Source organism: Nonomuraea sp. NPDC050022, from assembly GCF_044460705.1.
Taxonomy (GTDB): Bacteria; Actinomycetota; Actinomycetes; order Streptosporangiales; family Streptosporangiaceae; genus Nonomuraea.
Genome location: NZ_JBITKE010000003.1, coordinates 919,534 through 944,006 on the forward strand (window position 1 = coordinate 919,534; position 24,473 = coordinate 944,006).

Sequence of the window (24,473 nt, forward strand, 5' to 3'; positions counted from 1 at the left end):
CCACCGCATAACCCGGCCGCTAAATTCGCGCCGTCGCGGAGGGCGCCATGTCAGTTGGTCGCAGTGCGACTGCACGGCTGACACGTGCGGCGCCGAGCAATGAGGGGGAAACCGCCTGCGACCGAGCACCCAGCAAGCGCACGCCCCACTTGAGCGACACCTGCTCGACCAGCCACAGACCCCGCCCGTGACAGTCGTCATCGCCGGACTCGCGCGATCGAGGAACCGTGTCCGCCCCATCATCGGTCACCTCAACGCGAACAATCTCGGCATCAACGGCGATGACCTCCACCGTGATCACCCCGCCATACAGCCCAGAAGCGGTATGGATTAGCGCATTGGTAACCAACTCGCTGACGATCAATCGCGCAGTCTCCACGTCCCGGTGCCCTGCCGACGCAAGCATCTCCCCAACGCAGTGACGAGCCACCGCCACCGAATGCGCCACCCCCGGCAACACGACTTCACCCAGAAATCGCTCGTTCACCGCGCCACCTCCCATCTCTGCACGGCCACGACTCATCTGCATCCGACCGATGCCACAGCCATGCCATAGCGGTCGAGCCTGTAGGCCTTGATCGCGTAGACGTCTTCCAGAAAGCGCCTCGGCTCCGCAGCAGTCGCAGCAGCAGAAGTCGGCGCAGACACCTCGGGAGATCTTGACGCACTCATTGCGTCGGCTCCCGGGCTTCGTTCGGGAGCCGACAATCTCACCAAATGCATGGAACGTTCCATTTTGCGCGCGCTCAACATTTACTCCCTCCAATTGGTGGGGTATTTTCGCTATCACCCAATCATGTCCGTTTAGTCGCAATTAGCTACGACCGCTTATGTGCAACATGATGCAGAGTTGGCGTTAAGAACGCAACAGATTCCGAGAGCATCAGCCTTAGGGGTTCCGCTACTCTTGCCCGCATGGCTCAAAAGAGACGGGCCCCGACTACGCGCCAGAGGCGGCTCGCCATGGAGTTGCGGCAGCTCAGGGAGCGTTCCGGCCTATCGCGGGAGGAGATCTCCGAAGCTACTGGAGTCAACCGAACGACCCTCTATCGCATCGAAATGGCACAAGCCAAACCGCAGCTGAGAACTTTGCGAGTACTGCTCGACATCTATTCAGTACCGGAAAGTCGTCAGCACGAGCTGATTACAATGCTCAGACTCGCCAAAGAAGAGACATGGCTTGAGGTTGCTTCCGAAGACTTGCCGCCTCAGTACGCCACCTACATCGGACTTGAGCACGGAGCCAAGGCAATCCTCAACTACGAGACCCTGTTCGTACCTGGATTGCTTCAGACGGAAGCGTACGCACGTACAGCAATCCCAGGTGGACTAACCGACCTCCACCCCGAAGAGGTAGAGAAACGCGTCAAAGCACGTTTGGCTCGCCAAGCCCGCGTTCCCGCGCTCCCCATCTACGCGATCATTGATGAGGCCGTGTTGCGTCGTTCCATTGGCGGACCTGCGGTGATGCGTGAGCAGCTACAACGTCTCATCGACGAGAGCAAGCAACCGCATGTCACCTTGCAAGTGATCCCCTTCACGGCGGGCATCCATCCAGGGATGTATGGCTCGTTCGTCATCCTCCAGTTTCCGCAAGACGTTCGTGACGTTGTCTACATCGAGACCAGGACGGCGGACTTGTTTTTGGATGGCGAAAATAGCTTGCAGGAGTATAACGTGGTATTCGAGCGACTCCGCGAGATCGCCGCCAGCCCTGCAGAGACGCGGGACACCATGGCCCACATGCTTGCCGACATAAAGTGAAAGCAGGTACTGAGATGACTGGTGAAGAGCTTGGTCTGCCTGATGCTGAATGGCGCAAGAGCAGCCTCAGCGCCCCCAACGGCCAGTGTGTAGAGGTCGCCTTCATCGGCCAGCGCGTAGCCGTGCGGGACAGCAAGAATCCCGACGGAGCGACATTGCTCTTCACGCGTGACGAGTGGCGAGCCTTCACCGGCGGCGTCCACCTGCAGGAGTTCGAGCTCCCCTCAGACTGAGCAGCCGGACATACCCAAGAGGCCTCACCACTCGCAGGTCTTCACACCGATGATCAGCGGTTGGCCGCAACTCCCCCACAGCCGGTCCACCAGCAAGATCACGGTCTACGACTGGGGTGCCACCAAGTCGCGCTGATACCAACTGCCCGGCTTGCCGCCAAGGTCGGCCGGGTCAGCTGGGCCGACCAGGACGAACCCGGCTTTGGTCAGCACCTTCTGGGACGCGGCATTCTTGTGGGCGGTGGCCGCCCGTAGTGTGCGCAGCCCGTGCCGCGACGCCGCCAGCCGGCACAGCTCCCGAACGGTCGCGGTCGCCACGCCGCGGCCGGCGACGTGCTGCGCCACCCGGTAGCCAAGGTTCGCCATGCGATCCTCGATGTCGATCAGGTTGAACCTGCCGAGCACCGAGCCGTCCTCGGCGATGAGTACGTAGAAAGCACAGATGCCGGCCTCCTGCTCAGCCAGCAAGGCGTTGTACCGGTCGGTGAACTGGTCGAAGAAGTCGTCGCCGCGGTCAGAGATCGAGGCGGCGAAGTAGGCGCGGTTCGCCAGTTCGAAGGCCAGGACCGCCGGGGCATGACGAGCATGCAGTTGCTTCAGCTCGGGCACTGCCCGACTCTAGCCAGAGGGCGCCTGCGTTTCTTCCAGCGGCAGACAGCCTCGAGACCACGGCACTGCTAAGCCCATCGATCAAGAACAGATGGAACGCGGCGAAAGACGACCGCAGCACCAACCATCGGCCGCGTCAGAAGCGGAACCGCACGATGCGGGTGGACCGCTTCAGGCCCGGCAGCAGGTTCAGGAGGCGGTACATGCGGCGTACGCCCGCGGGTGCCTTGGCCATCAGCACCGGCGCGTCGTACATCGGCGTCTCGTCGACGTATTCGAGTCGTGGGTGCCAATCGGCCGGCTCTGCCGGGTCGTTGAAGCCGCAGTGGAACTGGGCGCCGTATTTGCGCAGCGTGGGATCCCATTTCGAGGTACGCCACGCCCAGACCGGCACCGTGTCGAACTGTATTTGGCCGCTAGGGAAGGCGTCGACGACGCTGGTCAGCAGCCGCCGGACGTCGGCCTCGGTCAGGTAGGGCACCAGTCCCTCGGCGATCATCAGCACCGGCCGCCCCCGGGGAATGCGTTCCAGCCAGGTCAGGTCGGTGACGCTGGAGTCGATCAGGGTGTAGTGCTCGCGCGGTGGCAGGAATTGTCGCCGCAGTTCGATGACGGAGGGGTAGTCCAGGTCGTACCAGTCGACGGTGGCGGGCGGGTCGATCCGGTACACCCGGGCATCGAGACCGCAGCCCAGGTGCAGTACCACCGCGTCGGGGTGATCGGCGAGGAAGCTTCGAGCCCAGTCGTCGTGGGCCTTGGCGCGCACCACGGCGGCAAGGCCCATCTGGCTGGTGCCGAATCTGCGGCTGTCGTAGCCGGGGTCGAGGCGGCGCATCGCCTGCTCGGCGTATTCGTCGCCAAGAATCGGATCCGACAGTCGGTTGTCCAGTGCTTTGGCCTTCAGGACCGGACTGAGGGTCTTCTGCACTCCGACGAGTTCGGGTTCTTTCATGACAACTACACTAAACTTATTTCAAGAATTTCGTGAAGTATGTGAATGATTTCAACCGGGCTTGGCCGGGGGTGCGGAACTCGAACGCGCCCATGGCGTAAGCCCGGCAGGGCGGCACGCTGTCACACGATCCTGATTGCGGGAATACCGCGCCCGAGAACCGGTGATCAGCTCGGATTTGCGCTCCCCTCACAGCCTCTGTCGATCCGGCCCGTCTCGAAGTACCGCACCACCTCGGCGGCGCACTCGGGTACCCGGGTGGTCGAGACGTGCACGTCGTCGGCGACCGTGTAGACGGTGCCGCCGATGGCGCGCCGCGTCTGCAGTGTCCAGTCATAGACGGACATGAACTCATACAGGTGCCCCGCCAGTACCAGCGACCCGCTGCTCCGCTTCAACGTGGCCTCCTGCACCGGCAGCGGCCAGCCGGCACACATGACACCCAGTCCCCAGGACCGGCCGGTGGCCGGATGACGCTTCACGAGCTCCTGGTAGGCACGCCAGGCGGTGTCGAAACCGGCCCGGCTGCTGTCCTCGTTGCAGGCGACCGCCCAGTTCATGGTCATGTTCAGCATTTCGGGTGCGCCGGGCACGGGCGTCCCCATCATCTGACCGCCGCTGAGCATCTCCTTGACGGTGGGCGGGGCGGTGGTGCCCGTCGCCGTCCGAAGTTCGGCCAGTGCCTTGCCCGCGCGTGCCCACTCGGTCGAGTTGCGCTTGGCCAGGTCGGCGACGGCCGAACCGTCGATGGGCCGCGGCAGGTCGGTGTACGTCTTGGGGTTCTTGTCGTAGTCGCGCACCAGCTGGGCCACCTGCTCGCGCACCTGCCGGGCGGTAGCACCGAGACCATAAGTCTCATCGCGGCGGCTCAGCCAGGCGGCCATGCGCCCGAAGTCACGCTCAGCCGCCTCCGCGCTGTCCTTGACGTGCTCGTCGAAACGGGTCCACGGTGGCGCCACGCTGTCCAGGAAGGCCCGTGCAGTGTGCTCGGGGAACAGGCTGCGGTACACCATGCCCAGATAGGTGCCCCAGGAGAAGCCGAGCAGGTTGAGCTTGCGCTCACCCAGTGCGGTCCGCACCAGGTCCAGGTCCTTGGCCACGTTGCCGGTGGTGAGCTGTCCGAGGAAGGCTGGGTCGGAGCGTCCGCACTTCTGGTTGGCGGCCACCTGGCCGTCGTAGATCTTCCTGGCGGCCTCCTTGGTCAGCGCGCCCGGCTCCTGCGGGCCTCCTGGCAAGGTGGGGCAGGCGACCTTGGTGCTGTACCCGACCCCGCGCGGATCGAAGCCGATGATGTCGTATCGCTCGTTGAGCTTGGCCATCTCCTCGTTCCTGAGCGCGGCCCGCAGGATCGGGTCCAGGTATCCGCTGTTGCCCGGCCCTCCTGGCAGGACGGCGGTCGCGCCGAGCCGGTGTGCCTTGTCGGTGGCGGCCAGCCGGGTCACCGCGATGTCGATCTTCCGCCCGCCGGGCTCGCGGTGGTTCAGCGGGACACTGACCGTCCCGCATTCCAGGCGCTTCATCAGCGTCCGGAAGGCCGGAAGCTGCTCCTGCGTCACGCGCAGGCTCCGGATCACCTCATCGGAGTAGTCCGGGCAGGATTTCCATTGAACGGACGATACGCCGGAGCTCGGGCTGGGGTTCGCGGTGACGCTCGCGCTCGGGTCGGCCTCAGTGGCAGCGCCTGCCGCGGCAGGATGCGCCGCCAGCCCCGCCAGCGCCAGTGCCATTGCCGTCAGTGATCTTCGGTACGTCATGCGGACCAGTTGTAACGCAGCGGTTGTTTCCTTCCTGTTTCTAGGAAAATGGCCGCCGGGCCGCAGGCTCTTCGACACCGCCCCGAGAGGACTCTTCTTCCCGGACGTGGGCGGACGCCCTTGCGCTCCGTGATGCCGTCGGCGGGGAAATCCGGCATTGTGCGACGTTGCCCCAGCTAGGGCCGGGTGTGGTCTGGACGCTGAGTAGGCCGCTAGGCAGGCTGACCGTTGTGAAGGGGCACGAGCCAGACCCGGCGGCGCGACCCAGCCTCCATGGAGCACCTTCCCCGTCGGCTGATCCGGCCGTGCGGGCGCCTGGCCGTGCGGGTCAGCCGGCCGTGCGGGCGGAGTCGTCGTAGGCGGTCAGGACCGTGTCGGCGTGGCGGAAGGCCCAGTCGCCTAGAGCACGGATCGGCACCAGCAGGTCCTTGCCCGCTTGGGTCAGCTCGTACTCCACCCGCGGCGGGGCTTCGGCATAGCGTCGGCGTTCGACCAGGCCACAGCGTTCCATGCGACGCAGGGTCTGAGTGAGCACTTTCTGACTGATGCCGCCGATCTCCCGGCGGAGTCGGCCGGGGCGCATGGGCCCCTCCTTGAGGGCGAACACCACCACCGGCAGCCAGGCATGGGCGAACAGGTCCACGGCCAGACGGGCCGGGCAGTCGGCGACGAAGTCGCCGTAGGGCTCGAACGGAGCGTCATCGTGGTGGTCCACATTGGCCAGTCTCCCGCATCCGTTGGACACCTGGAGGTGCCTATCGGCACGCCTACTGTCTTCGCGGGAAGCTGCAGTTCAGGCGAGGAAGAGGGAAAGACATGCGTATTGGCATACTCGGGGCCGGGCAGATGGCCGAGGCGCTGGGATCGGGCTGGGCACGGGTTGGGCACGAGGTGATGGTCGGCTCACGGTCGCAGGAGAAGGCGCGCAAGCTGGCCGAGGCGATCGGGGCGGGCGCCTGTGGCGGTGATCTGCGGGCCGCCGCGGAGCACGGCGAGGCGTTGCTGCTGGCCGTACCGGCCTTGTCGGTGGACGGGATTCTCGCCGGGGTCGGCGCGGCGGACGGCGCGTTGGCCGGGCGGACGCTGATCGACTGCACCAACGCCTACGAGCCTGACGCGTTCACCGACGCGCCGAACTCGTTCCTACTGGCCGACGACGCGGTGGCCGAGCGGGTGACCAGGCTGGCCCCTGAGGCGGGGGTTGTCAAGGCGTTCAACATGTGCGCCGCGGAGGTGTGGACCTCCCACGCAGGGCGCGGGCTGGGGGTGCCCCTGTGCGGCGACGATGAGCGGGCCGTGGAGGTGGTCGCCGGTCTGGTGAGCGATCTGGGCTTCGAGCCGGTACGGGCAGGTGGGCTGAGGCGGGCGCGATACCTGGAAGCCGTGAGTGTGTTCGTGGTCGGCTTGTGGTTCGCCGGGTACGACGCTCGCCAGATGCTGCCGCCCCTTCAGGAGGCCTTCGCCCACTCTGACGCATGACATCGACCCGTTCATGGGTTTTAGGAGAGGGCACCCCTTGGATGAGTTCCGGTCTTGGGGTGCTGGGTGAATCCTTTGGTGGGGATCGCGTCTCTTATACCTGTACCCGGCAACAGCGTCGGGACAGGTTCAGGAGGTTGTCATGCTCGTTGGTATCGTCGTCGTGGCGGCTGTGCTCTTGTGCGCGTGCACCATCGTGGTGCTGCGTCGGCGGAGTCGTTCGCGTGGCTGAGGTGAGTTGGCCGGTTGAGCAGCTGGTCGTCGCCGCGCGGGATGGCGACGTCGAGTCGATCGCCGCGTTGGTGTCCGGCGCGCACCCGCATGTGCAGCGATTCGCCTACTCGATATGTGCCTCGCCGGAAGATGCTGAAGACGCCGCGCAGGAGGCATTGATCATTCTGTACCGCAAGATCGGGACGTTGCGGGCCTCCGGTGCGCTGGCGTCGTGGATGTTCCGCATCGTCCGCAACGAGTGCCTGCGGCGGTCGCGGCGGCTGGTGCGACACCATGAACCGGTCGTGGACGTCACCGTGTGGTCGGCCGAGGATGAGGTATTGCAGCGGTTGGAAGCCGACCGGGTGGCTTCGGCGATCGCTTCTCTGCCCACCGATCAGCGGCGCGTTTTGATCATGCGAGATGTTCTCGGCTATCGCGGACGGGCTGTCGCCGATGCGCTCGGCCTCAGCACCGCCGCTATGAAGTCGCGGCTGCATCGCGCCCGCGCAACGGTGCACGACACGCTGCAGGGCACACCTGGCACAGCCGCGGGAGACAACGATGACTGACGATCGCAGCTTTGCCAGCGCCTCTTTGCCGCGACACCTGGTGCGCGGCCTGGTGGGATTCGGCGCGCTGGTCGGTTCGGTCGCCCTGATTCCAGTGGTCGGACTGGGTAGCTTGCTGCTCGCACCGGCTGGTCTGCTCGCTCTGCGAGGGTGTCCGACCTGCTGGGCCATCGGTTTGATCCAGACCATTTCGATGGGCCGGGTGCGACGCTCCTGCGTAGATGGCCGGTGCGAACTGACCGTGGCCCACTCTGCTGGATCGCACCGCGCCGACGAAAGCTCGTAAACCGGCGCCGCAGACGTACTCGTCCGGTCTCGGAAATCAGGTGGATCCCGGCGCCTCTACCGGATGGCGATGTGCGCCAGGTCAGGGGGTTGGGAGAAAACGCCTGGCACCCGCGGGCGCAACCTCCGGATTTTCGGTGCTCCACCACAGCTCGCCGTCGACCGTCAGGTACGGCACCCAGTAACGCACCGCAGCACCCACGGCGAGCGCGTCGGCCACCTCGGTGAGGTAGGCGCCGAGCGTGGGCCAGGCAGCATCGAAGTCGCCGAGGCCGTCGTGCGCGGTCCAGCCGACCCGGCCATACTCGGGCCCGGGCCGCAGGTCGATCACCTGCGCATCGCCGTCCGCGGCGGCAAACGGTACCCATCGCTCGTGCCACCACGGTTCGGCGCCCGGCCGGTGCGGGGTGAGCCCATCGACGCTCACGGCGACGTCCATGCACGCGCGCCAGTGGTCGACGATGCCGGCGGTCGACAGCGGCGGCCCTTCGGGCAGGATGTTCGCCCAGATGCGTTGGCCGTCGTGGCGGCTCAGCGACTCGACGAGCTCAGGTGGAAAGGCGAGCCCCAGCGCGGCTTCGGCGGCGGCGACGTCGGCCGGATCGGCGGGCGGCGCCAGCGCGGCCGCGCTGGCCGGGGCATACCGCGCCAACCACTCCTCGATCCGCGCCCACGCTTCCGTCACCATGCCCACACACCCTTGCCTCGCTCGTCCCAAGACCAGCACCCCCTTGACCGCACACAACGTACGACGAGACTTCCGGAATGGTCTGGTACGGGCGGCCTCCCTGTACCAGGTAACCGTCGTCGTCGGCGGGCGGCTCTGATGCGGGCGAGAATGCGGGTCGTCTGCCGGGCGCCTGGTTGCCAGCCCTGCTGAATGAGGGTATCCGCCACCTGGTGGAGCAGGTCGGCGGTCTGGCCGGGGATGACGTCCCGGCGGACGACGATGACCCGCCAGCCGAGAGCACGCAACTCTGCGCGGCGCTGCTCATCACGGAGTTGGTCGACGGGCGACGTGTGATGTTGCTGACCGTCGTACTCGACCGCCACCTGGAACTCCGGCCAGCCGAGGTCGAGGTAGGCGAAACGGTCGTCCGCCAGAGGAACGCGGACCTGGGTGGTGGGTCTGGGAAGGCCGCCGTCCACCAGGATCACGCGTAGCCAGCTCTCCCAGGGCGAACCGGCACCCCGGTCGGCGAGGCTGAGCGTGTCGCGGAGATGCCATGAAGTGGACTGGTGCCAGAGGGCCTCCAGGTCCACTCCGTGCCGGAGGAACTGGTCCAGGGCGGCCACGGCCTCCAGGCGGGGAAGCCAGCGGACGCAGTCGAGGGCCGTGCGCTCCCGGGTGGTGAGGCGGGCGCCCTTGCACTCCGTGATGTCGTCGGCGGGCAGAGTGGTCACGTGGGTGACGCAGCCGGGGATCGCCAGGTGGCCGGGAGCTATGAGCTCCACCGGCCAATCGTCTTCGGTGGTGTCGAGGCTCAGTACGTGCAGGCCCCAGATGTGAGCGGCCGTCCGGCGGCAGGCGACCGCCTGGGGAATCAGCCGCGTAATGCGCTGGGCACGTTCGAGCAGCGAGGGTTCGTTCACGCCGTTCAGAATGAGGGAGCGGAGGATGGGCAAGAGGCGCCGAATCCGATTCTGTGGATAGATGAAACAGATCACCCACAGCCACGGAGTAGTTGATCAGCGATCGCCCATTGGGAGGTTGATCCGCCGCCCAGATCGGCCGCGCGATCAGAGCCCGCCGCCGATCTGGGCCGATCCTTCCCAACGAGGGAATCATGATCTTTGTGTAGCCGATGTCGATCTCGGAGAAGCCATGCCAAGCGTCTATGACAGCGAACGGCTGGCGGCAAGCTATGCCTTCGACCGCCCTCCGGTGCATCAGCAAATTCTCAAGTCAGTTCACCTAACGCGTCCGGTTCGGCGAGCCCTGGATGTCGGATGCGGTGCCGGTGTATCTACTGCCGCGCTCGCTCCATTGGCCGAATGCGTAATCGGCCTGGAACCGGTCCCAGGAATGCTTGTACACCGACGGTCCGTCGCGCCATCCGCTCGATTCGTCATCGGCGCAGCGGAAAGGCTGCCGTTCGCCGCAGCGTCGTTCGACCTGGTCGCCGCCGCAGGCTCGCTGAACTACACCAACCTTTCGTCGGCCCTCGCCGAGGTGGCCCGCGTCCTGACTTCGGATGGGGTCTTCCTTCTGTACGACTTCTCGCAAGGCCGGTATTCGCTCACAGGTGACGCACTGGCGGCGTGGTTCACGTCGTTCGAGCAGCGGTTTCCATCGCCGCCTGGATGGCGGCCACTGGCTGTACAAGAGTTGCGCCTCGCCGGGACGGGGTTGCGCCTGCTCGACTACACCGACGTCGAGATCCCGATACCGATGACACTCGGCGACTATCTCCGCTATGTGCTGGGCCAGGTCAACGTGGACAGTGCCATCGCAGGCGGGAACGACAGGGCCGAGCAGGCGCGCGACTGGTGCCACCACACGCTTGCGGAGGTATTCCGGAGCGGGGAGGTAACCGTGATTTTCCGAGGGTATCTAGCCACGCTCAGCCGGTCCGGAATTACCGGGCTTGGGATGGATCTTAGGTATTAGGAAGAGAATGCGCGCAATGCCGGAAGGATGTCGGTCGCGAGTCGTTCCATCTGTCCCCGGAAGTCCGCCCCCACAGGCATGAGGTTCAACGAGGTGAACCCCAGCCGGACGAACTCCAGCAGCTTCTCCACCACCTCCTCCGACGAGCCCGCCACGGTAGAGGAGGACGAGGACCCGCCGACCGAAACCGGCACGTTGTACACGCACTCCACCTCCCGCCCCACCCGCCCAGCAGACGCCAGCACCCGCGAACGCATCTCCACCGCCACCGAAGGCGGCGCGAACCCCAGCGAAGGGATCCACCCGTCCGCCAGTTCCCCGGTCGCCGCCAGCGCCCGGTTGCCGTACGTCCCCAGCCAAATAGGAATCGGGCTCACAGGCTTGGGCTCCAGCGAGGCGTCGAGCGTGTGATACCGGCCGCCCTCGTACGTGAACGACGGAGACGACCACAGCCCGCGCATGATGTGGATCGCCTCCACCATCCCGTCCACCTTCTCCCGCGGCGTCGGCACGCCCAGCCCGAACGCCCGGAACTCCTCGTCCGAATAGCCGCCGCCGAGCCCCAGGATCAGGCGGCCGCCCGAGAGCCGGTGCAGCGACTCCGCCATCTTGGCCACCATCGCCGGCGGCCGGTACGGCACCCCGAGGACCCGCGTGGCGACGCGGATCCGCGAGGTGGCGGCGGCGATCCAGGTGAGCAGCGTCCAGATCTCGTACGTCGGCGACGTCCCGCACGGGTGGTCGGACGTCGAGACGAAGTCGAACCCCAGCTCCTCCGCCAGCCGCGCGTCGCCGACCGGATCGGCGCCGGGAGCCGCCGAGGCCGAGATGCCCACACCGAACATCGCACCCGACATTCCACTCGGCATTCCACTCGACATCGCGTCCGCCTCCCAGCATTTGGTTTACATGGAACCTAAAACCAATGTTGGTTACACGTCAACTAAGCCGGCTAGTCTGGGCGGCATGGGTGACCCGCGTTGGTTGGATGAGGCGGAGTTCCGGGCCTGGCTCGGCTACCGCCGGATGCGGTTGCTCCTGGACGCCCAGGTGAGCCGGGATCTGCTGCGCGACTCGGGGTTGTCGGCCCCCGACTACGACGTGCTGTCGTCCCTGTCGTCGGCCGAGGGGCGTCGGGGACGGCTCACCGAGCTGGCCGAGCGGATGCTGTGGTCGAAGAGCAGGCTTTCGCGGCACATCTCACGGATGGAGCAGCGCGGCCTGGTCACTCGTGAGGAGTGCGAGAGCGACGGCCGCGGCGCCGTGATCATGCTGACCGAGGAGGGAATGCGGGCCATCGAGGTGGCGGCTCCCGATCATGTGGAGTCGGTACGCCGCCACTTCATCGACCTGCTGACGCCGGAGCAGATCGAGGTCCTGGGGGCCGTCGCGACGACCGTGCTGACCCATCTGGGAGAGAAGGGCGACTAGGACACCCAGATGGGGCTCCAGTCGGCCACCTCGTGGAAGCGGCGCAGTTCGGAGACACCGGCCACGGTTCCGAGCCAGGCCGCGTACGGCGGGCGGTCGAATCCGCTCTGCACCATCGTAAGCCGCGTCTTGCCGCCGGACTCCGCCAGCTCCCAGGTGCTGACCCCGACGCCGCCCCAGTCGATCGACAGCCGGCGCCCCGGCTCCAGCTCGACGATCTTCGCCGGGTCGGGGTTGTCCGCCAGCCCGCCCATGGCGAAACGGCCGCCGACGTGCGGCTCGATCTCGATCGGGAAGCCGAACCAGCGGGTCACCGACTCCGAGTCGATCAGCGAGTCGAAGACCTTCTCCGCCGAAGCGGCGATCAGCACCTCCGCCCGCAGGTCGGAGGCGGTGAAGTCGGGCTTCGGGGTGAGCGGGCGGCCGTCGAAGTGCTCGGCCAGGTTGGCCAGCATGAGGCACCAGTACGTCTGGATCACGCCGCGGATCGTCGCCTCGGTGAGCGCCTCCTGGAAGTCGAAGTGGGTCTGCGAGACGGACACGATGGTGGTCTCGGGGCTCTCCTCCTCCAGGCCGAACTCGACCGTGGTGTCCACGCCGTCCAGCAGCCAGGAGAAGCGCACCGTGTGGTCGTCGACGTGCAGCGGGCGCTGGTGGGGCGCGTCGCCTTCGGGGGTGTGGCGACCCCAGAACCCGTAGCGCTCCGGCAACTCCACCTCGGCGTGCTCGGCCAGCCAGAGCCGCATCGTCGCGGCGTCGGTCAGCGCGTGGTGCACCTCCTTCACCGGTGCCTGGACGCGGGCGCGGACGGTCATCGGCTCACTCATGTTCATCTCCCTTGGGGTAACAGGCGACGACGAGCTTGAAGGCGTCACCTTCCGCTCCGCCGTACCTCGTGAACAGGTCCTGCAGCATCCCCTGCAGCTCGTGCAGGAACTCCTGACGGTTCTCGGGGCGCACGTGGATCTCCCCTGACAGCCCGATAGACGGCAGCTCCGTCGCGGTCCTGTCGAGGCTCGCGATGTCGGCCTGGACCTCCTCCATGAGGTCCAGCAGGTAGCCCAGGCTCAGCTCGTCCTGCACCCTGCGCACGCCGATCCGGCCGACCAGGCGGGGTGACAGCCAGTACGCCCGAGCGCTGGCCTGGTAGATGCCCTCGTGGACGCCGCGCACCTTGCGCTCCGACACCAGGTCGACCAGGCCGGCGTCCACCAGCCGTTTGACGTGGTAGTAGACGCGCTGTGGCGTCTGACCGAGCCGGCCCGCGACCTCGGTGCAGGTGCGCGGCTCGGCCAGCTGCCGCAGCACCTCGACGCGCTGCGGCTTGAGCAGCGCCTCGGCCTGCTCGATCTGTTCCAGATACAGGACATCTCTCATCGCAAAAACAATCCTTTACGTAAAATAGGATTTTGTCAATGGGGCATGCTCGAAGGAGCACTGCCAATGGGGGTGGATCAGGGCCAGGAACTGTCCTGGTCGGGGTCGCCGCCGTTCGACAGCAGGCGCAGGTCGGCTTCGACCATCGTCGCCACCAGCTCGTCGAACGGCATCGTCGGCTCCCAGCCGAGCTGCACCCGGGCCTTCTTCGGGTCCGCGCAGAGCAGGTCGACCTCGGCGGGCCGATGCAGGGCCTGGTCGGTGACGACGTACTGCTCCCAGTCGAGGGAGGCCGCCGCGAAGGCGGCCTCGACCAGCTCACGGACCGACTTCATGCGCCCGGTGCCGATCACGTAGTCCTCGGGGGTGCCGGCCTGGAGCATGAGGTGCATGGCCCGTACGTAGTCGCCCGCGTAACCCCAGTCCCGCCTGGCCTCCAGATTGCCGAGCCGGAGCTCGCTGTCGAGGCCGAGTTTGATGCGCGCCACGCCGAGCGAGACCTTGCGGGTGACGAACTCGGCGCCCCGCCGGGGCGACTCGTGGTTGAACAGGATGCCGGAGACGGCGTACATGCCGTAGGACTCGCGGTAGTTCTGCGTGAGGAAGTGCCCGTACGCCTTGGCCACGCCGTACGGCGAGCGCGGGTGGAAGGCGGTGCGCTCCGTCTGCGGCGTCTCGCTGACCTGGCCGAACATCTCAGAGGACGAAGCCTGATAAAAGCGGATCTGGCCGGAGGCGGCGCTGCCACGCGACACACCCGAGCACACCCGGATGGCCTCCAGCATCCGCAGCACGCCCATCCCGGTCACCTCGGCCGTGAGCTCCGCCTGCTCCCACGACATGGGTACGAACGAGATGGCGCCCAGGTTGTAGACCTCATCGGGCTGAACCCGTTCCACGGCCGAGATCAGCGATCCCTGGTCGAGCAGGTCGCCGCGGACCACCTGGACATCGGTCAGCAGCTTGCGCAGCCGCGACACGCGCGGGTTCGCCTGACCTCGTGCCAGGCCCCACACCTCGTACCCCTGACCGAGCAGGTACTCCGCCAAATAGGAACCGTCCTGGCCGGTAATGCCGGTGATCAGAGCGCGCCTGGCCAAGGGGTCCTCCCACTATCACGACCGCGTCCGTTTGGACGGGAATGTACAGCTAAGCGCCTCGATACAGCACCAGAGCCCCCTAGAACACGTTCCACCGAACCGCGCTCGGTCATGCCAACATCGCAGTTCGCACGGCCTTTGGCGGCAGTTGTGAACAATTCCAGATGACCTACCGAATGGTAGCCTTCTCGGACTAAGGTCATCTTCACGGTACACGCCCATCTCTGGGTGCATACCGGGCTAGAAAGGGGTGTCCGTGAGCGACACGCTGCGGATCGCGTTGCTGTCCTACCGCAGCAAGCCGACCTGTGGTGGCCAGGGCGTCTACCTCCGCCACCTGAGTCGCGAGCTGGTCGCCCTGGGCCATCACGTCGAGGTGTTCTCCGGCCAGCCGTACCCGGAGCTGGACGAGGGCGTGATCCTGCGGAAGGTGCCGAGCCTCGACCTCTACCGCGACGAGGACCCGTTCAGGACGCCGAAGCTGCACGAGTACCGCGACTGGATCGACTGGCTGGAAGTCGGCACCATGTGGACCGCCGGGTTCCCCGAGCCGCTGACGTTCACGCTGCGGGCGCACCGCGCGCTGAAGAAGCGGGTGGGCGACTTCGACGTCGTCCAGGACAACCAGACGCTCGGCTACGGCCTGCTCGGCATCCAGAAGCTGTTCCCGGTGGTCGGCACGATCCACCACCCGATCAGCGTGGACCGGCGCATCGAGCTGGAGGCCGCCACCGGCGCCAAGAAGCTGACCATGCGCCGCTGGTACGCCTTCGTGAAGATGCAGGCCAAGGTCGCCCCCCGGCTGAGCCCGATCCTGACCGTCAGCGAGTCGTCGCTGGCCGACATCCACCGCGACTTCAACGTCCCGCAGGCGAACATGCGCCTGATCCCGCTCGGCGTCGACACCCGCTACTTCCACCCGCGCCCGGACAAGCCCCGGCGCAAGGGCTCGATCGTGGCAGTGGCCAGCGCCGACTCCCCCATGAAGGGCGTCGCCACGCTGCTGCGGGCGGTGGCCAAGCTGGCCACCGAGCGCGACGTCAACCTCACGGTGGTCAGCAAGCCGACCTCCGGCGGGCCCACCGAGCAGCTCGTACAGGAGCTGTCGCTGCAGGACCGGGTCCGCTTCGTGCACGGCATCTCCGACGACGAGCTGGGCGAGCTGATCGCCACCTCCGAGGTCTCCGTGGTGCCGTCGCTGTACGAGGGGTTCTCGCTGCCGGCCGTCGAGCACATGGCCTGCGCCACCCCGCTGGTCGCCAGCCGTACCGGGGCGCTGCCCGAGGTCGTGGGGGACGCCGCGATCCAGGTCGCGCCCGGCGACCCCGAGGAGCTGGCCGCGGTGCTGCGCCGCCTGCACGACTCCCCCGAGGAGCGCGAGCGGGTGGGCAAGGCCGGATACGACCGGGTCATGGAGCGTTACACCTGGCGCGTCGTCGCCCAGAGAACCGTCGAGGCGTATCGCGAGGCCATCGCGGCCCGCCGTACTCGTCCTACCCGCTGAACTCGTCCTACCCGCTGAACTCGTCGTACCCGCTGACCGAACTTCAAGGAGATCGATAAGTGCTGACGGTGGACTTCGCCCGGCTGCCGGTCGGGCCCGGCGTACGCGTGCTCGACCTGGGTTGCGGCGGCGGCCGGCACGCCTTCGAGGTGCTGCGCCGGGGCGCGGACGTGGTCGCCTTCGACATGGACCAGTCCGAGTTGGACAGCGTGGCGGCCATGTTCGTGGCGATGGACAAGGCGGGTGAGGTGCCGCCCGGCGCCGACGGTGAGACCGTTCAGGGTACGGCGCTGGACATGCCGTTCGAGGAGGGCTCCTTCGACCGGGTCATCGCGGCCGAGGTGCTGGAGCACATCCCCGACGACATGGCCGCGATGCGGGAGATCTTCCGGGTGCTCAAGCCCGGCGGCACCGCCGCGATCACCGTGCCGAGCTTCCTGCCCGAGCGGATCTGCTGGGCGCTGGACGAGGACTATCACACGGCCCCCGGCGGACATGTCCGGATTTATACGTTGGCTGAGCTGTCAGCCAAGCTGAAGTCCACCGGCTTCGACATCGGCCCCCACCATCACGCCCACGGCCTGCACGCCCCGTACTGGTGGATCAAGTGCGCGGTCGGCGTCAACAACGACGACCACCCGCTCGCCAAGGCCTACCACGAGCTGCTGGTCTGGGACATCATGAAGCGCCCGCCGCTCACCCGGCTGGCCGAGAACCTGCTCAACCCGCTCATCGGCAAGAGCGTGGTGCTCTACGTGAGGAAGCCCGCCGCGTGATCTCACGCGAGGAGGCCGTACGGACGGCCTTGAGCATCTCGGCGATCCAGAGCGACGACGGCGGCGTGCCCTGGCCGGAAGGCCACGTCGACGCGTGGAACCACGTCGAGTGCCTGATGGCGATGAGCGTGGCGGGCCTGCGCGACCCCGTGGCGCGCGGCTACGACTGGCTGGCCCGGCACCAGCGCGACGACGGCTCGTGGGCGATGAAGCTGGTCGACGGCGTGGCCACCGAGCAGGGCGGCGAGTCGAACCATGCCGCCTATGTCGCGGTGGGCGTCTGGCACCATCACCTGGTGACGGGCAGCCAGGAGCTCACCGAGCTCAGGTGGCCGATGGTCAAGCGGGCGCTCGACTACGTCGTGGGGCTCCAGACCGAGCGCGGCGAGGTCGTCTGGGAGCGCGACGCGCATGGCCGGGCCTCCTCCTACGCGCTGCTCACCGGCTGCGCGTCGATCCACCAGGGGCTGCGTTGCGGCGTCCTGCTCGCCGACCACTTAGGCGACCCGCAGCCGCACTGGGAGCTGGCCGCCGACCGGCTGGCCCACGTGCTGGCCGCGCACCCGGAGGCGTTCGCCGACAAGAGCCGCTACTCCATGGACTGGTACTACCCCGTGCTCGGCGGCGCCGTCCGGGGCCCGGCTGCGGAGGAGCTGCTGGAGCGGGAGTGGGGCACATTCGTGGTGCCGGGGCTGGGGATCCGGTGCGTGTCGGACCAGCCGTGGGTGACGGGGGCCGAGACGTGCGAGCTGGCGCTGGCCCTCGACGCGCTGGGCGACCGCGACCGGGCCGCCCGGCTGTTCGCCGACATGCAGCATCTGCGCCATGAGGACGGGTCGTACTGGACGGGCTGGCAGTTCGTCAACCAGCGGCACTTCCCGCACGAGCGGAGCGGATATACGGCCGCGGCGGCGGTGCTCGCGGCGGACGCGTTGTCCGCCTTCTCCCCGGGTGCGGGGATCTTCCGCGACATCAGCGCCCCCTCCGTCTCCCCCGCCGACCCGCACCTGTGTGGGTGCACGCCCGCGCGCGCCTGATCTTGTCTCGGTACGCAAGGGCTTTTGCGGGTTCTTTGCCGGGAAATGCGGAGCGGCGCCGCCGAACGCCTCATTGGGGTTACTAGCTTCGTGAGTGGCCGTACGAGGCGTCTTCGGGGGAAGCGTGGGCGACACGGGCACAACAGCGTTCTTGGAGCAGGACAGGACCGAGCCGACAGCGTTCTTGGCACAAGACAGGACCGAGCCGACGTTTTCGCCGGTTCGCGGGCTACGGAAGCTGCTGCTGAAGGAGCAGTCCGAAGCCGACCTGGCCCGGCGGAGGTTCCGGCTACGGCAGGGACATTCCCGGGCGGCCGTCGAAGGGGCCGAGCGGTCATACCTTTTCGGGTACAACGCCACTCTTTCCGGTGAAGCCGACAGGATCGACGAGGTGGCTCCGGAGCAGCGGAGCTTCGCCTATGAGGGGGCCGGTGCCGCCTGCACCGTGCTCGACCTGCTCACCATGACTCGGGGCCGGCGCCTTCACGAGCTACTGGCCGGCCCCGCCCAACTTCACCCGTACGCCGTGCACCTCGGTGCCGGGCGCGGCTACGCGCTGCTGCGCGTACGGCCTATGTGGGGCGTACGGCGGGCCCACCCGCTGTTCCGGTGGCTGGCCGTGGACGGTTTCGGGTTCCAGCGGTGCCTGACGCGGGCCGATCGGATGGTGGGCGAGCGGGCCATGCCCGATCTGCTCACCCGGAGCCACTGCGCGATCTTCGACCAGGGGCTGGGGCGGCTGCTCTGGTACCACGAGTGCGCCTCACCGGACGACGTGGCGGCCAGGATCGCCGCCTACCCCGCGGGCCGCCGGGCCGGTCTGTGGAGCGGTGTCGGGTTCGCGGCGACGCACACGGGTGGCGCGAGCGCCGACGAGCTGTGGTGGCTGACCGACCACGCGGGGGCCGACGGGTTCCGGGCCCATCTGGCTCAGGGGAGCGCGTTCGCCGCCTCGGCCAGGCTCCAGGCGGGGGCGCTGCCGGATCACGTGGCGCAGGCCGTACCGATCCTGGCGGGGGCGGAGCCCGAGGAGGCCGCCGGGTGGACCGAGGGGGCGCTCATCGCGCTCGGCCACGACCCGCACACCCACGAGGACTTCCAGTCCTGGCGAGCCCACACCCGCAGAGCGTGGACCCGCCGCCGGATGCGGCATTAAATCCCTGGGGCCACGCGCTCCAGGACGCGCAGCGAGCCCTCCACCGAGGTCTCGGTGAACGCGCCCGAGGCCAGCGCCCGCAGGTAGACCTGGTAGGGAGCCTGACCACCGGCGGCCGGGTCCGGATAGATGTCGTGGAAGACCAGCGCGCCGCCGGCCATGACGTGCGGAGCCCAGCCCTCGTAGTCGCGCGTCACCGGCTCCTCGGAATGGCCGCCATCGATGAACAGCAGCCCCAAAGGCGTGTTCCAGAGCCGGGCCACCTGCTCGGAGTGGCCCACCACGGCGATCACCTCGTCCTCCAGCCCGGCGGCGGCGATCGTCTGGCGGAACGTCGGCAGCGAGTCCATCTTGCCGAACCGCGGATCGACCAGCGTCGGGTCATGGTGGGCCCAGCCGGGCTGGATCTCCTCCGAGCCGCGGTGGTGGTCCACGGTGATGACCACGGACCCGGCCAGCCTGGCCGCCGCCCCGAGGTAGACGGCCGACTTGCCGCAGTAGGTGCCGATCTCGCAGATCGGCCCGAGTTTGCCGTACTGGCAGGCCGCCTCGAACAACGCCAGGCCCTCCCGTTCCGGCATGAAACCCTTGGCATGCTTGGCGGCGTATCGCAGTTCAGGCGGCATCGTCATAGGGATGCACCCTAGTAGAACCGAACAACATTCCAGCGCCCCCTTGCCCGCCATTCTGCAACCTGTTCTACTTGGCAACGTGAATCAGCGCGCTCGCATCGCGATGTCCGGAGACGAGGTCACCGCCTTCCTCGAAGGGGCCCGCAAGCTCCAGCTCGCGACCATCAACCCCGACGGTACGCCCCATCTGGTGACCATGTTCTACGGCCTCGACGAGGGGCGGATCGTCTTCTGGAGCTACGCCAAGGCGCAGAAGGTCCGCAACCTGGAGCGCGACCCACGGGTGAGCTGCCTGATCGAGACCGGCGAGGACTACAACGAGTTGCGCGGCGTCCTGCTGTACGGCGAGGCCAAGCGCGTCGACGAGCCCGAGCAGGTCCTGGCCGTCGGCATGAAGATCACGCGCAGGATGACCCCGGACGTGCCGGACGAACTTTTGCAGCCATATGTCGAACAAACCGGGCGGAAACGGGTCGCTTACCTTGTCGAGCGCACCAAAGTGGTCTCATGGGATCACAGGAGGCTCACATGAGGGTCAAGGTAGATGAGATGGTGTGCGAGGCCAATGCGGTGTGCATGGGGCTCGCACCCGAGGTGTTCGACGTGGACGACAATGATCAGCTCCACATCCTGCTCCCGGAACCACCCCCCGAACTCCTGGACCGCGTCCGCCACGCAGTCCGGTCCTGCCCCAAAGCCGCTCTTTCCCTAGAGGAATAGCCGGAGGAGGAACTCCCCATGCGCGCCGCCCTTCTGCACGCCGTAGGCGACGACAAGCTGGACATCCGCGACGATGTCACCCTCACCCCCGTCGGCCCAGCCGACGTACGGGTGCGGATCAAGGCTACGGGCGTCTGCCATTCGGACCTGTCGGCCATGTCCGGCGTGCTGCCGCAGCCCGTACCGCTCGTCCCGGGTCACGAGGGCGCGGGCGAGGTGGTCGAGGTGGGCGAGCACGTCGACTCGGTCCAGCCGGGCGATCACGTGATCATCAACTGGCGGCCGTCCTGCCAGGCCTGCGAGCTATGCCTGGGCGGCCAGCCGTACCTCTGCATGAAGTACGTGATCGAGTCCTTCACCAAGGGCAACTTCCGCTTCGGCGGCGACCAGACGGCGTACGGCATGGCCGGGTGCGGCACCTGGGCCGAGGAGATCGTCGTCCCGTGGCAGGGCGCGATCAAGGTCGACACGGACATCTCGTGGGAGGCGGCCGCGCTGATCGGCTGCGGCATCACCACCGGCGTGGGCGCCGCCCTCAACACCGCCAAGGTACGCCCCGGCTCGACGGTCGCCGTCATCGGCTGCGGCGGCGTCGGCCTGTCCGTCATCCAGGGCGCGCGCGTCTCCGGCGCCCGGACGATCCTGGCGATCGACCCGCTGGAGTCCAAGCACGAGCTGGCCAAGAAGGTCGGCGCCACCCACGCCGTCACCCCCGAGCAGGTTCCCGAGGCGGTCAACGAGCTGACCGGGGGCGGCGGCTTCGACTACGGCTTCGAGGTGGTCGGCAAGGCGGCCACCATCCAGAGCGCGTGGCAGGTCACCCGCGCGGGCGGCGAGGTCATCGTGGTCGGCGCGGGCGCGGTGGACGACATGGTGTCGATCTCCGCGTTCAGCCTGCTGTTCGAGGGCAAGAACCTGCTGTCCAGCCTGTACGGCGAAGCCGACGTACGGCACGCCTTCCCCTACTTCGCCAAGCTCTACAAGGCCGGCCAGCTGGACCTGGAGTCCATGATCAGTGCCCGGATCCGGCTGGCCGACCTGAACGACGCCGTGGCCGCGCTCAAGGGCGGCGAGGTGCTGCGCCAGATCGTCCTGATGGACTGAGTGCCCGTCAGGGCTCAGCGTTCGGTATCGCGGTCGAGCACCGGCTTGACGTCCACGATCGGGGTGCCGTTCAACGCTTCGAGGTCGCTGACGCGCAGGCGCCTCCCCTCGATGGCGAGGATCCGTACGCGGTGCAGCCCGATCGGGTTCGGCCGATCGGGCGACCGAGTGCTGAACACGCCCTGCGCCGGCCGCGAACGATCGCCACGCGGGTGCACCACCAGCGTGTCCCGGCCGGCCCGGTCGAACCAGGTCAGCACGATGACCTCCGCACCCACCCGCAGATCGCGCAGCCCGTCGAGCACCGAGTCCACGAACACCAGCCACGCCTCGGGCGCGCCCTCGTCACCCTGCTTCGGCGCCTGGTCCCGCTCCACCAGCGGGGACTCGACCCAGCCGATGGGCTCCACCGCGATGCTCATCCGCGTTTCTCCATTCTTGTCACCAAACGTGTTCCCGCATTCTCGTCACCAGGCTCCCGCCACTGCCCGGGTGGCGACGTTGAGGCGGTTGAAGACGTTGGTCGCGGAGATCATCAGGAGCAGGGAGGAGAGCCCCTGCTCGTCGTAGTGCTTGGCGGCCGCGTCCCAGACATCGTCCGGAACCGGGTCCGTACGGTCGCTGAGCCGGGTGACGGCCTCGGCGAGCGCCAGCGCGGCGCGCTCGGCGTCGGTGAAGTAGGGGGCCTCCCGCCAAGCCGCCACCGCCCACAGCCGCTCGTCGCTCTCCCCCGCCTTCTTGGCGCTGCGCGAGCCCATGTCCACGCACACGCTGCAGCCGTTGATCTGACTGGCCCGCAGGTGGACGAGCTCGAGCGTCGTGCCGGGCACGCCGCCCTGCTTGCACGCCTCGAGGAGGGCCAGAATCGCCTTCATGGCGTCGGGTACGAGCTTCGCCGGGTTGGTCATCCGCGCTTGCATGATCGCGTTCCTCCAGGAGTCATATCGGGCGGCCAGGTTCGGACCGTTACCCCTATGACCCCCCGAATCGGAGAAACGTGACCGACCACCGGAATCCGATGGTCACCCGGTGGCGGGCCGCCTGCGAAACCTGCGCTGCAACAGGCCAAAGGATGCCGGACACTAACCAAGGTGTCCGGCACCTTTCGGCAAGGAGACTCTGTGACACACCGAGATCGCTTCGAAGCGGTCTATGACGCGTACTATCCGGCGATACATCAGTACGCCGCCCGCCGTACCAGCTCCCCCGACGACACCGCCGACGTCATCTCCGAGACGTTCCTCACCGCCTGGCGGCGCATCGGCGACGTGCCCGAGGGCGAGCGGGCGCTGCTCTGGTTATATGGCGTGGCCCGCCGCGTACTGGCCAACCAGCAACGCGGCGCGTCCCGCAGGGCCGGGCTCGCTGAGCGGCTCCGCGACGAACTGGCCGCCGAGCGGCCCGTCAGACCGGTCGATCTGGATTACGTACGCGCCGCCTTCGACGAGTTGCCCGAGCGTGACCGCGAGGTCATGGCGCTGGCCCACTGGGAGGGTCTGAGCAGCGAGCAGATCGCCAAGGTTTTGGGATGTACGGCCGTGGCCGCCCGGACCCGGCTGCATCGGGCGCGCAAACGGCTGGCGGCGGCGCTGGAGCGTCAGACGTCCATGACGATCGCGATGGGGAAAGCATGAGTGACATCGACAACCTGATGAGGGCCATCGATCCGACCCCGCACGCGCCGGAACAGGGGCCCGGCGCGCGCGAGCTGCGTGCGGCGATCATGGCGACACCGGCTCCAGGCCGCCGACGGTCCTGGCTTCCGCAAGCGGGAACCTATCGCTGGCCTGTCCTGGCATCGGCGGTCACCGCCGCGGCCGTGGCCGTGGCGATCGGCGTCGGCCTGCCGGCCAGTGGTCCGGTGACCGAGTTCGCCAACGCGGCCGTCTCCATCAAGCGGGCCGAGGACTCTTTCAGCGTCACCATCACCGACCCGGCGGCCGACCGCCGGCGCTTCGAGGAGGCGTTTCGGGCGGTCGGGTTGAACGTCACGGTGAAGGTCATCCCGGTGGCGCCGGACGAGGTCGGCAAGCTGATCGGCCCAGTCGTTCCGGAGGGCTTCAAATGGCACGGAAGCATCGGGGTGCAGGACGTGACACCTTGCGCGTCGGTGTTCTGCGGCAAGGTCTGGATGCCCTCGGACTTCCCCGGACGCGTCGTCTTCGGGGTCGGCCGCCCCGCCAAGCCGGGCGAACCCTATGCCGAGGACGTTGCCTTCGATCCCGAGGGAGAGGAGGCCATGGACGGCTACACGGCTCACGGCAAGACGGTCGCGGCTGTGCGCGCCGAGGCGCGCCGCCGCGAATTGAAGGTCGGCTACCGCCTGCTGTGGAAGTACCCTGACGGCAGCTTCTTCGACCGGCCCGTCCCTGCGGACCGGATCAAGGACGACTGGACCGTAAGCGGATCCCGCCACAGCAGCTCCGACACCGTCGACCTCTATGTCCTCCCCGGTCCTGGCGCCGGTCCCGCCCCCGCCCCGCTGAAGGTCAGGACGCCTCAGTGGTACGACGACCTCACCGGCTGAGGACCAGCGCCGTGTCACATTTCCCCCGGTTGGAACGTCTTATAGGTAGCCGCCCGTAGGTAGCCGCCCGTTAGTCCAGGCGTCCGCGCAGGGGAGATGAATCCTGTTGGTGTCCATCCCGGAAGTCCCTTACACCGACCCCACCAGCTGGCGGATCGCCATGGAAGCCAGTGCGGCGAGCCTGTCGATGAACACCCTGAACGGCCCGCGACTCCTCGACGAGCTGCCGTGGTTCCGGGGTTCCTTCCGGCTGACTCCGGCCGGACTGCCGGCGGGATTCACCCTGCGACTACCGCTGCCGACCCGCCCGGCGTGGCTGCGGGAGGAGGAGACGGCCGAACTGCTGTGGGAGTCGGTGAGCCTCGAAGCCGCCGGGATCCCGAACCAGTTCAGCGGGCGGACCCGGCTGCGGCTCGGCCGACGGGAGACGTTCACGAGCGTGTCCGCTCTGTGCGCCAAGATCCCCGTCGGCCGTTCCGGCCGTCCCTACCTGAAGATCGTCCTGGAGACGGTGTTCCCGTCGTTGAGCCTGCGCTGGCCACGTGAGGCACGGCTGCGGCTGCGGCCGGTGACGCTCAAGCTGTTCAGCGAGATCCGCCTCGCCGAGACCACCCCGTCGTCGTGATCCCAGGCCCAT

Annotated in this window: 31 protein-coding genes; 17 read left to right on the forward strand and 14 right to left on the reverse strand. The window is 67.6% G+C overall.

The window, feature by feature from the left end:
- Nucleotides 1-19 precede the first annotated feature (19 nt).
- Nucleotides 20-487 (reverse strand): ATP-binding protein, encoded by a 468-nt coding sequence (locus ACIBO2_RS15710; protein WP_397297498.1) that lies wholly within the window; start codon nucleotides 485-487, stop codon nucleotides 20-22.
- Nucleotides 488-963: 476 nt separating this feature from the next.
- Between ACIBO2_RS15710 and ACIBO2_RS15715 the strand changes: the two genes are divergently transcribed.
- Nucleotides 964-1,764 (forward strand): helix-turn-helix transcriptional regulator, encoded by an 801-nt coding sequence (locus tag ACIBO2_RS15715; protein ID WP_397297500.1) that lies wholly within the window; start codon nucleotides 964-966, stop codon nucleotides 1,762-1,764.
- A 14-nt stretch (nucleotides 1,765-1,778) separates the two neighbouring features.
- Entirely contained in the window at nucleotides 1,779-1,997 is a 219-nt protein-coding gene (locus ACIBO2_RS15720; RefSeq protein WP_358539095.1) for a DUF397 domain-containing protein, read from the forward strand.
- A gap of 105 nt (nucleotides 1,998-2,102) precedes the next feature.
- Here ACIBO2_RS15720 and ACIBO2_RS15725 read toward each other — a convergent pair whose 3' ends face one another.
- From ACIBO2_RS15725 to ACIBO2_RS15740, 4 genes are all read right to left on the reverse strand, one after another.
- The gene (locus ACIBO2_RS15725; RefSeq protein ID WP_358539093.1) at nucleotides 2,103-2,606 is read right to left on the reverse strand and encodes a GNAT family N-acetyltransferase; all 504 of its coding nucleotides are present in this window, start codon (nucleotides 2,604-2,606) and stop codon (nucleotides 2,103-2,105) included.
- Nucleotides 2,607-2,742: 136 nt separating this feature from the next.
- Nucleotides 2,743-3,558 carry a class I SAM-dependent methyltransferase gene (locus ACIBO2_RS15730; RefSeq protein WP_397297502.1) on the reverse strand — a complete coding sequence of 272 codons (816 nt, stop codon included), beginning with the start codon at nucleotides 3,556-3,558 and terminating at the stop codon, nucleotides 2,743-2,745.
- Nucleotides 3,559-3,725: 167 nt separating this feature from the next.
- A complete protein-coding gene (locus tag ACIBO2_RS15735; RefSeq protein ID WP_397297504.1) occupies nucleotides 3,726-5,312 on the reverse strand; it encodes an alpha/beta fold hydrolase in 1,587 nt (528 codons plus the stop codon).
- A gap of 328 nt (nucleotides 5,313-5,640) precedes the next feature.
- A complete protein-coding gene (locus tag ACIBO2_RS15740; RefSeq protein ID WP_357949875.1) occupies nucleotides 5,641-6,027 on the reverse strand; it encodes a helix-turn-helix domain-containing protein in 387 nt (128 codons plus the stop codon).
- 101 nt (nucleotides 6,028-6,128) lie between these two features.
- Between ACIBO2_RS15740 and ACIBO2_RS15745 the strand changes: the two genes are divergently transcribed.
- The 3 genes from ACIBO2_RS15745 (at nucleotide 6,129) to ACIBO2_RS15755 (ending at nucleotide 7,862) form a co-directional block, all read left to right on the forward strand.
- Nucleotides 6,129-6,791, forward strand: a complete 663-nt coding sequence (locus ACIBO2_RS15745) for an NADPH-dependent F420 reductase (RefSeq protein ID WP_397297507.1) — start codon at nucleotides 6,129-6,131, stop codon at nucleotides 6,789-6,791.
- 224 nt (nucleotides 6,792-7,015) lie between these two features.
- Nucleotides 7,016-7,576 (forward strand): RNA polymerase sigma factor, encoded by a 561-nt coding sequence (locus ACIBO2_RS15750; protein ID WP_358539083.1) that lies wholly within the window; start codon nucleotides 7,016-7,018, stop codon nucleotides 7,574-7,576.
- Nucleotides 7,569-7,862 (forward strand): hypothetical protein, encoded by a 294-nt coding sequence (locus ACIBO2_RS15755; RefSeq protein ID WP_358539080.1) that lies wholly within the window; start codon nucleotides 7,569-7,571, stop codon nucleotides 7,860-7,862. Before ACIBO2_RS15750 ends, ACIBO2_RS15755 begins: the two co-directional genes overlap by 8 nt.
- Before the next feature lie 81 nt (nucleotides 7,863-7,943).
- On the opposite strand, the gene ACIBO2_RS15760 is transcribed toward ACIBO2_RS15755, so the two are convergent.
- Together ACIBO2_RS15760 and ACIBO2_RS15765 are read right to left on the reverse strand one after the other, a co-directional pair.
- On the reverse strand, nucleotides 7,944-8,549 hold the full coding sequence (locus ACIBO2_RS15760) for an SMI1/KNR4 family protein (protein ID WP_397297509.1): 606 nt from the start codon (nucleotides 8,547-8,549) through the stop codon (nucleotides 7,944-7,946).
- Nucleotides 8,543-9,454, reverse strand: a complete 912-nt coding sequence (locus ACIBO2_RS15765) for an endonuclease domain-containing protein (protein ID WP_397297511.1) — start codon at nucleotides 9,452-9,454, stop codon at nucleotides 8,543-8,545. Before ACIBO2_RS15765 ends, ACIBO2_RS15760 begins: the two co-directional genes overlap by 7 nt.
- A 61-nt stretch (nucleotides 9,455-9,515) precedes the next feature.
- On the opposite strand from ACIBO2_RS15765, the gene ACIBO2_RS15770 reads away from it, so the two are divergent.
- Complete coding sequence (locus tag ACIBO2_RS15770) at nucleotides 9,516-10,472, forward strand: methyltransferase domain-containing protein (protein WP_358539071.1); 957 nt, start codon at nucleotides 9,516-9,518, stop codon at nucleotides 10,470-10,472.
- Here the strand turns inward: ACIBO2_RS15770 and ACIBO2_RS15775 are convergent.
- Complete coding sequence (locus tag ACIBO2_RS15775) at nucleotides 10,469-11,353, reverse strand: LLM class flavin-dependent oxidoreductase (RefSeq protein WP_397297513.1); 885 nt, start codon at nucleotides 11,351-11,353, stop codon at nucleotides 10,469-10,471. The genes ACIBO2_RS15770 and ACIBO2_RS15775 overlap by 4 nt on opposite strands.
- Nucleotides 11,354-11,438: 85 nt before the next feature.
- On the opposite strand from ACIBO2_RS15775, the gene ACIBO2_RS15780 reads away from it, so the two are divergent.
- Nucleotides 11,439-11,903 carry a MarR family transcriptional regulator gene (locus ACIBO2_RS15780; protein WP_358539066.1) on the forward strand — a complete coding sequence of 155 codons (465 nt, stop codon included), beginning with the start codon at nucleotides 11,439-11,441 and terminating at the stop codon, nucleotides 11,901-11,903.
- Here ACIBO2_RS15780 and ACIBO2_RS15785 read toward each other — a convergent pair.
- From ACIBO2_RS15785 to ACIBO2_RS15795, 3 genes are all read right to left on the reverse strand, one after another.
- The gene (locus tag ACIBO2_RS15785; protein ID WP_358539063.1) at nucleotides 11,900-12,730 is read right to left on the reverse strand and encodes an SRPBCC family protein; all 831 of its coding nucleotides are present in this window, start codon (nucleotides 12,728-12,730) and stop codon (nucleotides 11,900-11,902) included. The two genes, ACIBO2_RS15780 and ACIBO2_RS15785, sit on opposite strands and share 4 nt — an antisense overlap.
- Nucleotides 12,723-13,280 (reverse strand): helix-turn-helix domain-containing protein, encoded by a 558-nt coding sequence (locus ACIBO2_RS15790; protein ID WP_397297516.1) that lies wholly within the window; start codon nucleotides 13,278-13,280, stop codon nucleotides 12,723-12,725. The genes ACIBO2_RS15785 and ACIBO2_RS15790 overlap by 8 nt, the downstream gene beginning before the upstream one ends.
- 77 nt (nucleotides 13,281-13,357) lie before the next feature.
- On the reverse strand, nucleotides 13,358-14,380 hold the full coding sequence (locus ACIBO2_RS15795; RefSeq protein ID WP_397297518.1) for a GDP-mannose 4,6-dehydratase: 1,023 nt from the start codon (nucleotides 14,378-14,380) through the stop codon (nucleotides 13,358-13,360).
- 250 nt (nucleotides 14,381-14,630) lie between these two features.
- Here ACIBO2_RS15795 and ACIBO2_RS15800 point away from each other — a divergent pair, with 250 nt between their 5' ends.
- The 4 genes from ACIBO2_RS15800 (at nucleotide 14,631) to ACIBO2_RS15815 (ending at nucleotide 18,853) form a co-directional block, all read left to right on the forward strand.
- The gene (locus tag ACIBO2_RS15800) at nucleotides 14,631-15,884 is read left to right on the forward strand and encodes a glycosyltransferase family 4 protein (protein ID WP_397297520.1); all 1,254 of its coding nucleotides are present in this window, start codon (nucleotides 14,631-14,633) and stop codon (nucleotides 15,882-15,884) included.
- Between the two features lie 59 nt (nucleotides 15,885-15,943).
- Nucleotides 15,944-16,660 carry a class I SAM-dependent methyltransferase gene (locus ACIBO2_RS15805; protein WP_397297522.1) on the forward strand — a complete coding sequence of 239 codons (717 nt, stop codon included), beginning with the start codon at nucleotides 15,944-15,946 and terminating at the stop codon, nucleotides 16,658-16,660.
- Nucleotides 16,657-17,697, forward strand: coding sequence for a prenyltransferase (locus ACIBO2_RS15810; protein WP_397297524.1), 1,041 nt, complete (start codon nucleotides 16,657-16,659; stop codon nucleotides 17,695-17,697). Before ACIBO2_RS15805 ends, ACIBO2_RS15810 begins: the two co-directional genes overlap by 4 nt.
- Before the next feature lie 151 nt (nucleotides 17,698-17,848).
- Complete coding sequence (locus ACIBO2_RS15815; RefSeq protein WP_397297526.1) at nucleotides 17,849-18,853, forward strand: DUF1702 family protein; 1,005 nt, start codon at nucleotides 17,849-17,851, stop codon at nucleotides 18,851-18,853.
- On the opposite strand, the gene ACIBO2_RS15820 is transcribed toward ACIBO2_RS15815, so the two are convergent.
- Nucleotides 18,850-19,479: a class I SAM-dependent methyltransferase gene (locus ACIBO2_RS15820; RefSeq protein ID WP_358540320.1), complete on the reverse strand. Its 630-nt coding sequence runs from the start codon at nucleotides 19,477-19,479 to the stop codon at nucleotides 18,850-18,852. The two genes, ACIBO2_RS15815 and ACIBO2_RS15820, sit on opposite strands and share 4 nt — an antisense overlap.
- Before the next feature lie 85 nt (nucleotides 19,480-19,564).
- Here ACIBO2_RS15820 and ACIBO2_RS15825 point away from each other — a divergent pair, with 85 nt between their 5' ends.
- From ACIBO2_RS15825 to ACIBO2_RS15835, 3 genes are read left to right on the forward strand one after another with little or no spacing between them, the layout of a single operon-like run.
- Complete coding sequence (locus tag ACIBO2_RS15825; protein ID WP_358539045.1) at nucleotides 19,565-20,017, forward strand: pyridoxamine 5'-phosphate oxidase family protein; 453 nt, start codon at nucleotides 19,565-19,567, stop codon at nucleotides 20,015-20,017.
- The gene (locus tag ACIBO2_RS15830) at nucleotides 20,014-20,205 is read left to right on the forward strand and encodes a ferredoxin (RefSeq protein ID WP_397297528.1); all 192 of its coding nucleotides are present in this window, start codon (nucleotides 20,014-20,016) and stop codon (nucleotides 20,203-20,205) included. Before ACIBO2_RS15825 ends, ACIBO2_RS15830 begins: the two co-directional genes overlap by 4 nt.
- Nucleotides 20,206-20,223: 18 nt before the next feature.
- A complete protein-coding gene (locus tag ACIBO2_RS15835) occupies nucleotides 20,224-21,309 on the forward strand; it encodes a Zn-dependent alcohol dehydrogenase (protein ID WP_358539042.1) in 1,086 nt (361 codons plus the stop codon).
- A 14-nt stretch (nucleotides 21,310-21,323) separates the two neighbouring features.
- On the opposite strand, the gene tsaA is transcribed toward ACIBO2_RS15835, so the two are convergent.
- Both tsaA and ACIBO2_RS15845 read right to left on the reverse strand, forming a co-directional pair.
- Entirely contained in the window at nucleotides 21,324-21,731 is a 408-nt protein-coding gene (gene tsaA, locus ACIBO2_RS15840) for a tRNA (N6-threonylcarbamoyladenosine(37)-N6)-methyltransferase TrmO (protein WP_358539039.1), read from the reverse strand.
- Nucleotides 21,732-21,776: 45 nt separating this feature from the next.
- Nucleotides 21,777-22,229 (reverse strand): carboxymuconolactone decarboxylase family protein, encoded by a 453-nt coding sequence (locus ACIBO2_RS15845; RefSeq protein WP_358539036.1) that lies wholly within the window; start codon nucleotides 22,227-22,229, stop codon nucleotides 21,777-21,779.
- Between the two features lie 171 nt (nucleotides 22,230-22,400).
- Between ACIBO2_RS15845 and ACIBO2_RS15850 the strand changes: the two genes are divergently transcribed.
- The 3 genes from ACIBO2_RS15850 to ACIBO2_RS15860 all read left to right on the forward strand — a co-directional run bounded on the left by ACIBO2_RS15850 (nucleotide 22,401) and on the right by ACIBO2_RS15860 (nucleotide 24,461).
- Complete coding sequence (locus tag ACIBO2_RS15850) at nucleotides 22,401-22,943, forward strand: RNA polymerase sigma factor (protein ID WP_358539033.1); 543 nt, start codon at nucleotides 22,401-22,403, stop codon at nucleotides 22,941-22,943.
- Nucleotides 22,940-23,836 (forward strand): hypothetical protein, encoded by an 897-nt coding sequence (locus ACIBO2_RS15855; RefSeq protein WP_397297532.1) that lies wholly within the window; start codon nucleotides 22,940-22,942, stop codon nucleotides 23,834-23,836. The genes ACIBO2_RS15850 and ACIBO2_RS15855 overlap by 4 nt, the downstream gene beginning before the upstream one ends.
- A gap of 109 nt (nucleotides 23,837-23,945) precedes the next feature.
- On the forward strand, nucleotides 23,946-24,461 hold the full coding sequence (locus ACIBO2_RS15860) for a hypothetical protein (protein ID WP_358539027.1): 516 nt from the start codon (nucleotides 23,946-23,948) through the stop codon (nucleotides 24,459-24,461).
- Nucleotides 24,462-24,473 lie beyond the last annotated feature (12 nt).

Excerpts from the sequence above, each read along its gene's own strand:
- ACIBO2_RS15770 (WP_358539071.1), top strand. The coding sequence starts at position 9,516 with ATGAAACAGATCACCCACAGCCACGGAGTAGTTGATCAGCGATCGCCC.
- ACIBO2_RS15730 (WP_397297502.1), bottom strand. The coding sequence starts at position 3,558 with ATGAAAGAACCCGAACTCGTCGGAGTGCAGAAGACCCTCAGTCCGGTC.
- ACIBO2_RS15720 (WP_358539095.1), top strand. The coding sequence starts at position 1,779 with ATGACTGGTGAAGAGCTTGGTCTGCCTGATGCTGAATGGCGCAAGAGC.
- ACIBO2_RS15745 (WP_397297507.1), top strand. The coding sequence starts at position 6,129 with ATGCGTATTGGCATACTCGGGGCCGGGCAGATGGCCGAGGCGCTGGGA.
- ACIBO2_RS15735 (WP_397297504.1), bottom strand. The coding sequence starts at position 5,312 with ATGACGTACCGAAGATCACTGACGGCAATGGCACTGGCGCTGGCGGGG.
- ACIBO2_RS15845 (WP_358539036.1), bottom strand. The coding sequence starts at position 22,229 with ATGCAAGCGCGGATGACCAACCCGGCGAAGCTCGTACCCGACGCCATG.
- ACIBO2_RS15760 (WP_397297509.1), bottom strand. The coding sequence starts at position 8,549 with ATGGTGACGGAAGCGTGGGCGCGGATCGAGGAGTGGTTGGCGCGGTAT.
- ACIBO2_RS15780 (WP_358539066.1), top strand. The coding sequence starts at position 11,439 with ATGGGTGACCCGCGTTGGTTGGATGAGGCGGAGTTCCGGGCCTGGCTC.
- ACIBO2_RS15775 (WP_397297513.1), bottom strand. The coding sequence starts at position 11,353 with ATGTCGAGTGGAATGCCGAGTGGAATGTCGGGTGCGATGTTCGGTGTG.
- ACIBO2_RS15785 (WP_358539063.1), bottom strand. The coding sequence starts at position 12,730 with ATGAGTGAGCCGATGACCGTCCGCGCCCGCGTCCAGGCACCGGTGAAG.
- ACIBO2_RS15820 (WP_358540320.1), bottom strand. The coding sequence starts at position 19,479 with ATGCCGCCTGAACTGCGATACGCCGCCAAGCATGCCAAGGGTTTCATG.
- ACIBO2_RS15715 (WP_397297500.1), top strand. The coding sequence starts at position 964 with ATGGAGTTGCGGCAGCTCAGGGAGCGTTCCGGCCTATCGCGGGAGGAG.
- ACIBO2_RS15855 (WP_397297532.1), top strand. The coding sequence starts at position 22,940 with ATGAGTGACATCGACAACCTGATGAGGGCCATCGATCCGACCCCGCAC.
- tsaA (WP_358539039.1), bottom strand. The coding sequence starts at position 21,731 with ATGAGCATCGCGGTGGAGCCCATCGGCTGGGTCGAGTCCCCGCTGGTG.
- ACIBO2_RS15790 (WP_397297516.1), bottom strand. The coding sequence starts at position 13,280 with ATGAGAGATGTCCTGTATCTGGAACAGATCGAGCAGGCCGAGGCGCTG.
- ACIBO2_RS15755 (WP_358539080.1), top strand. The coding sequence starts at position 7,569 with ATGACTGACGATCGCAGCTTTGCCAGCGCCTCTTTGCCGCGACACCTG.
- ACIBO2_RS15835 (WP_358539042.1), top strand. The coding sequence starts at position 20,224 with ATGCGCGCCGCCCTTCTGCACGCCGTAGGCGACGACAAGCTGGACATC.
- ACIBO2_RS15830 (WP_397297528.1), top strand. The coding sequence starts at position 20,014 with ATGAGGGTCAAGGTAGATGAGATGGTGTGCGAGGCCAATGCGGTGTGC.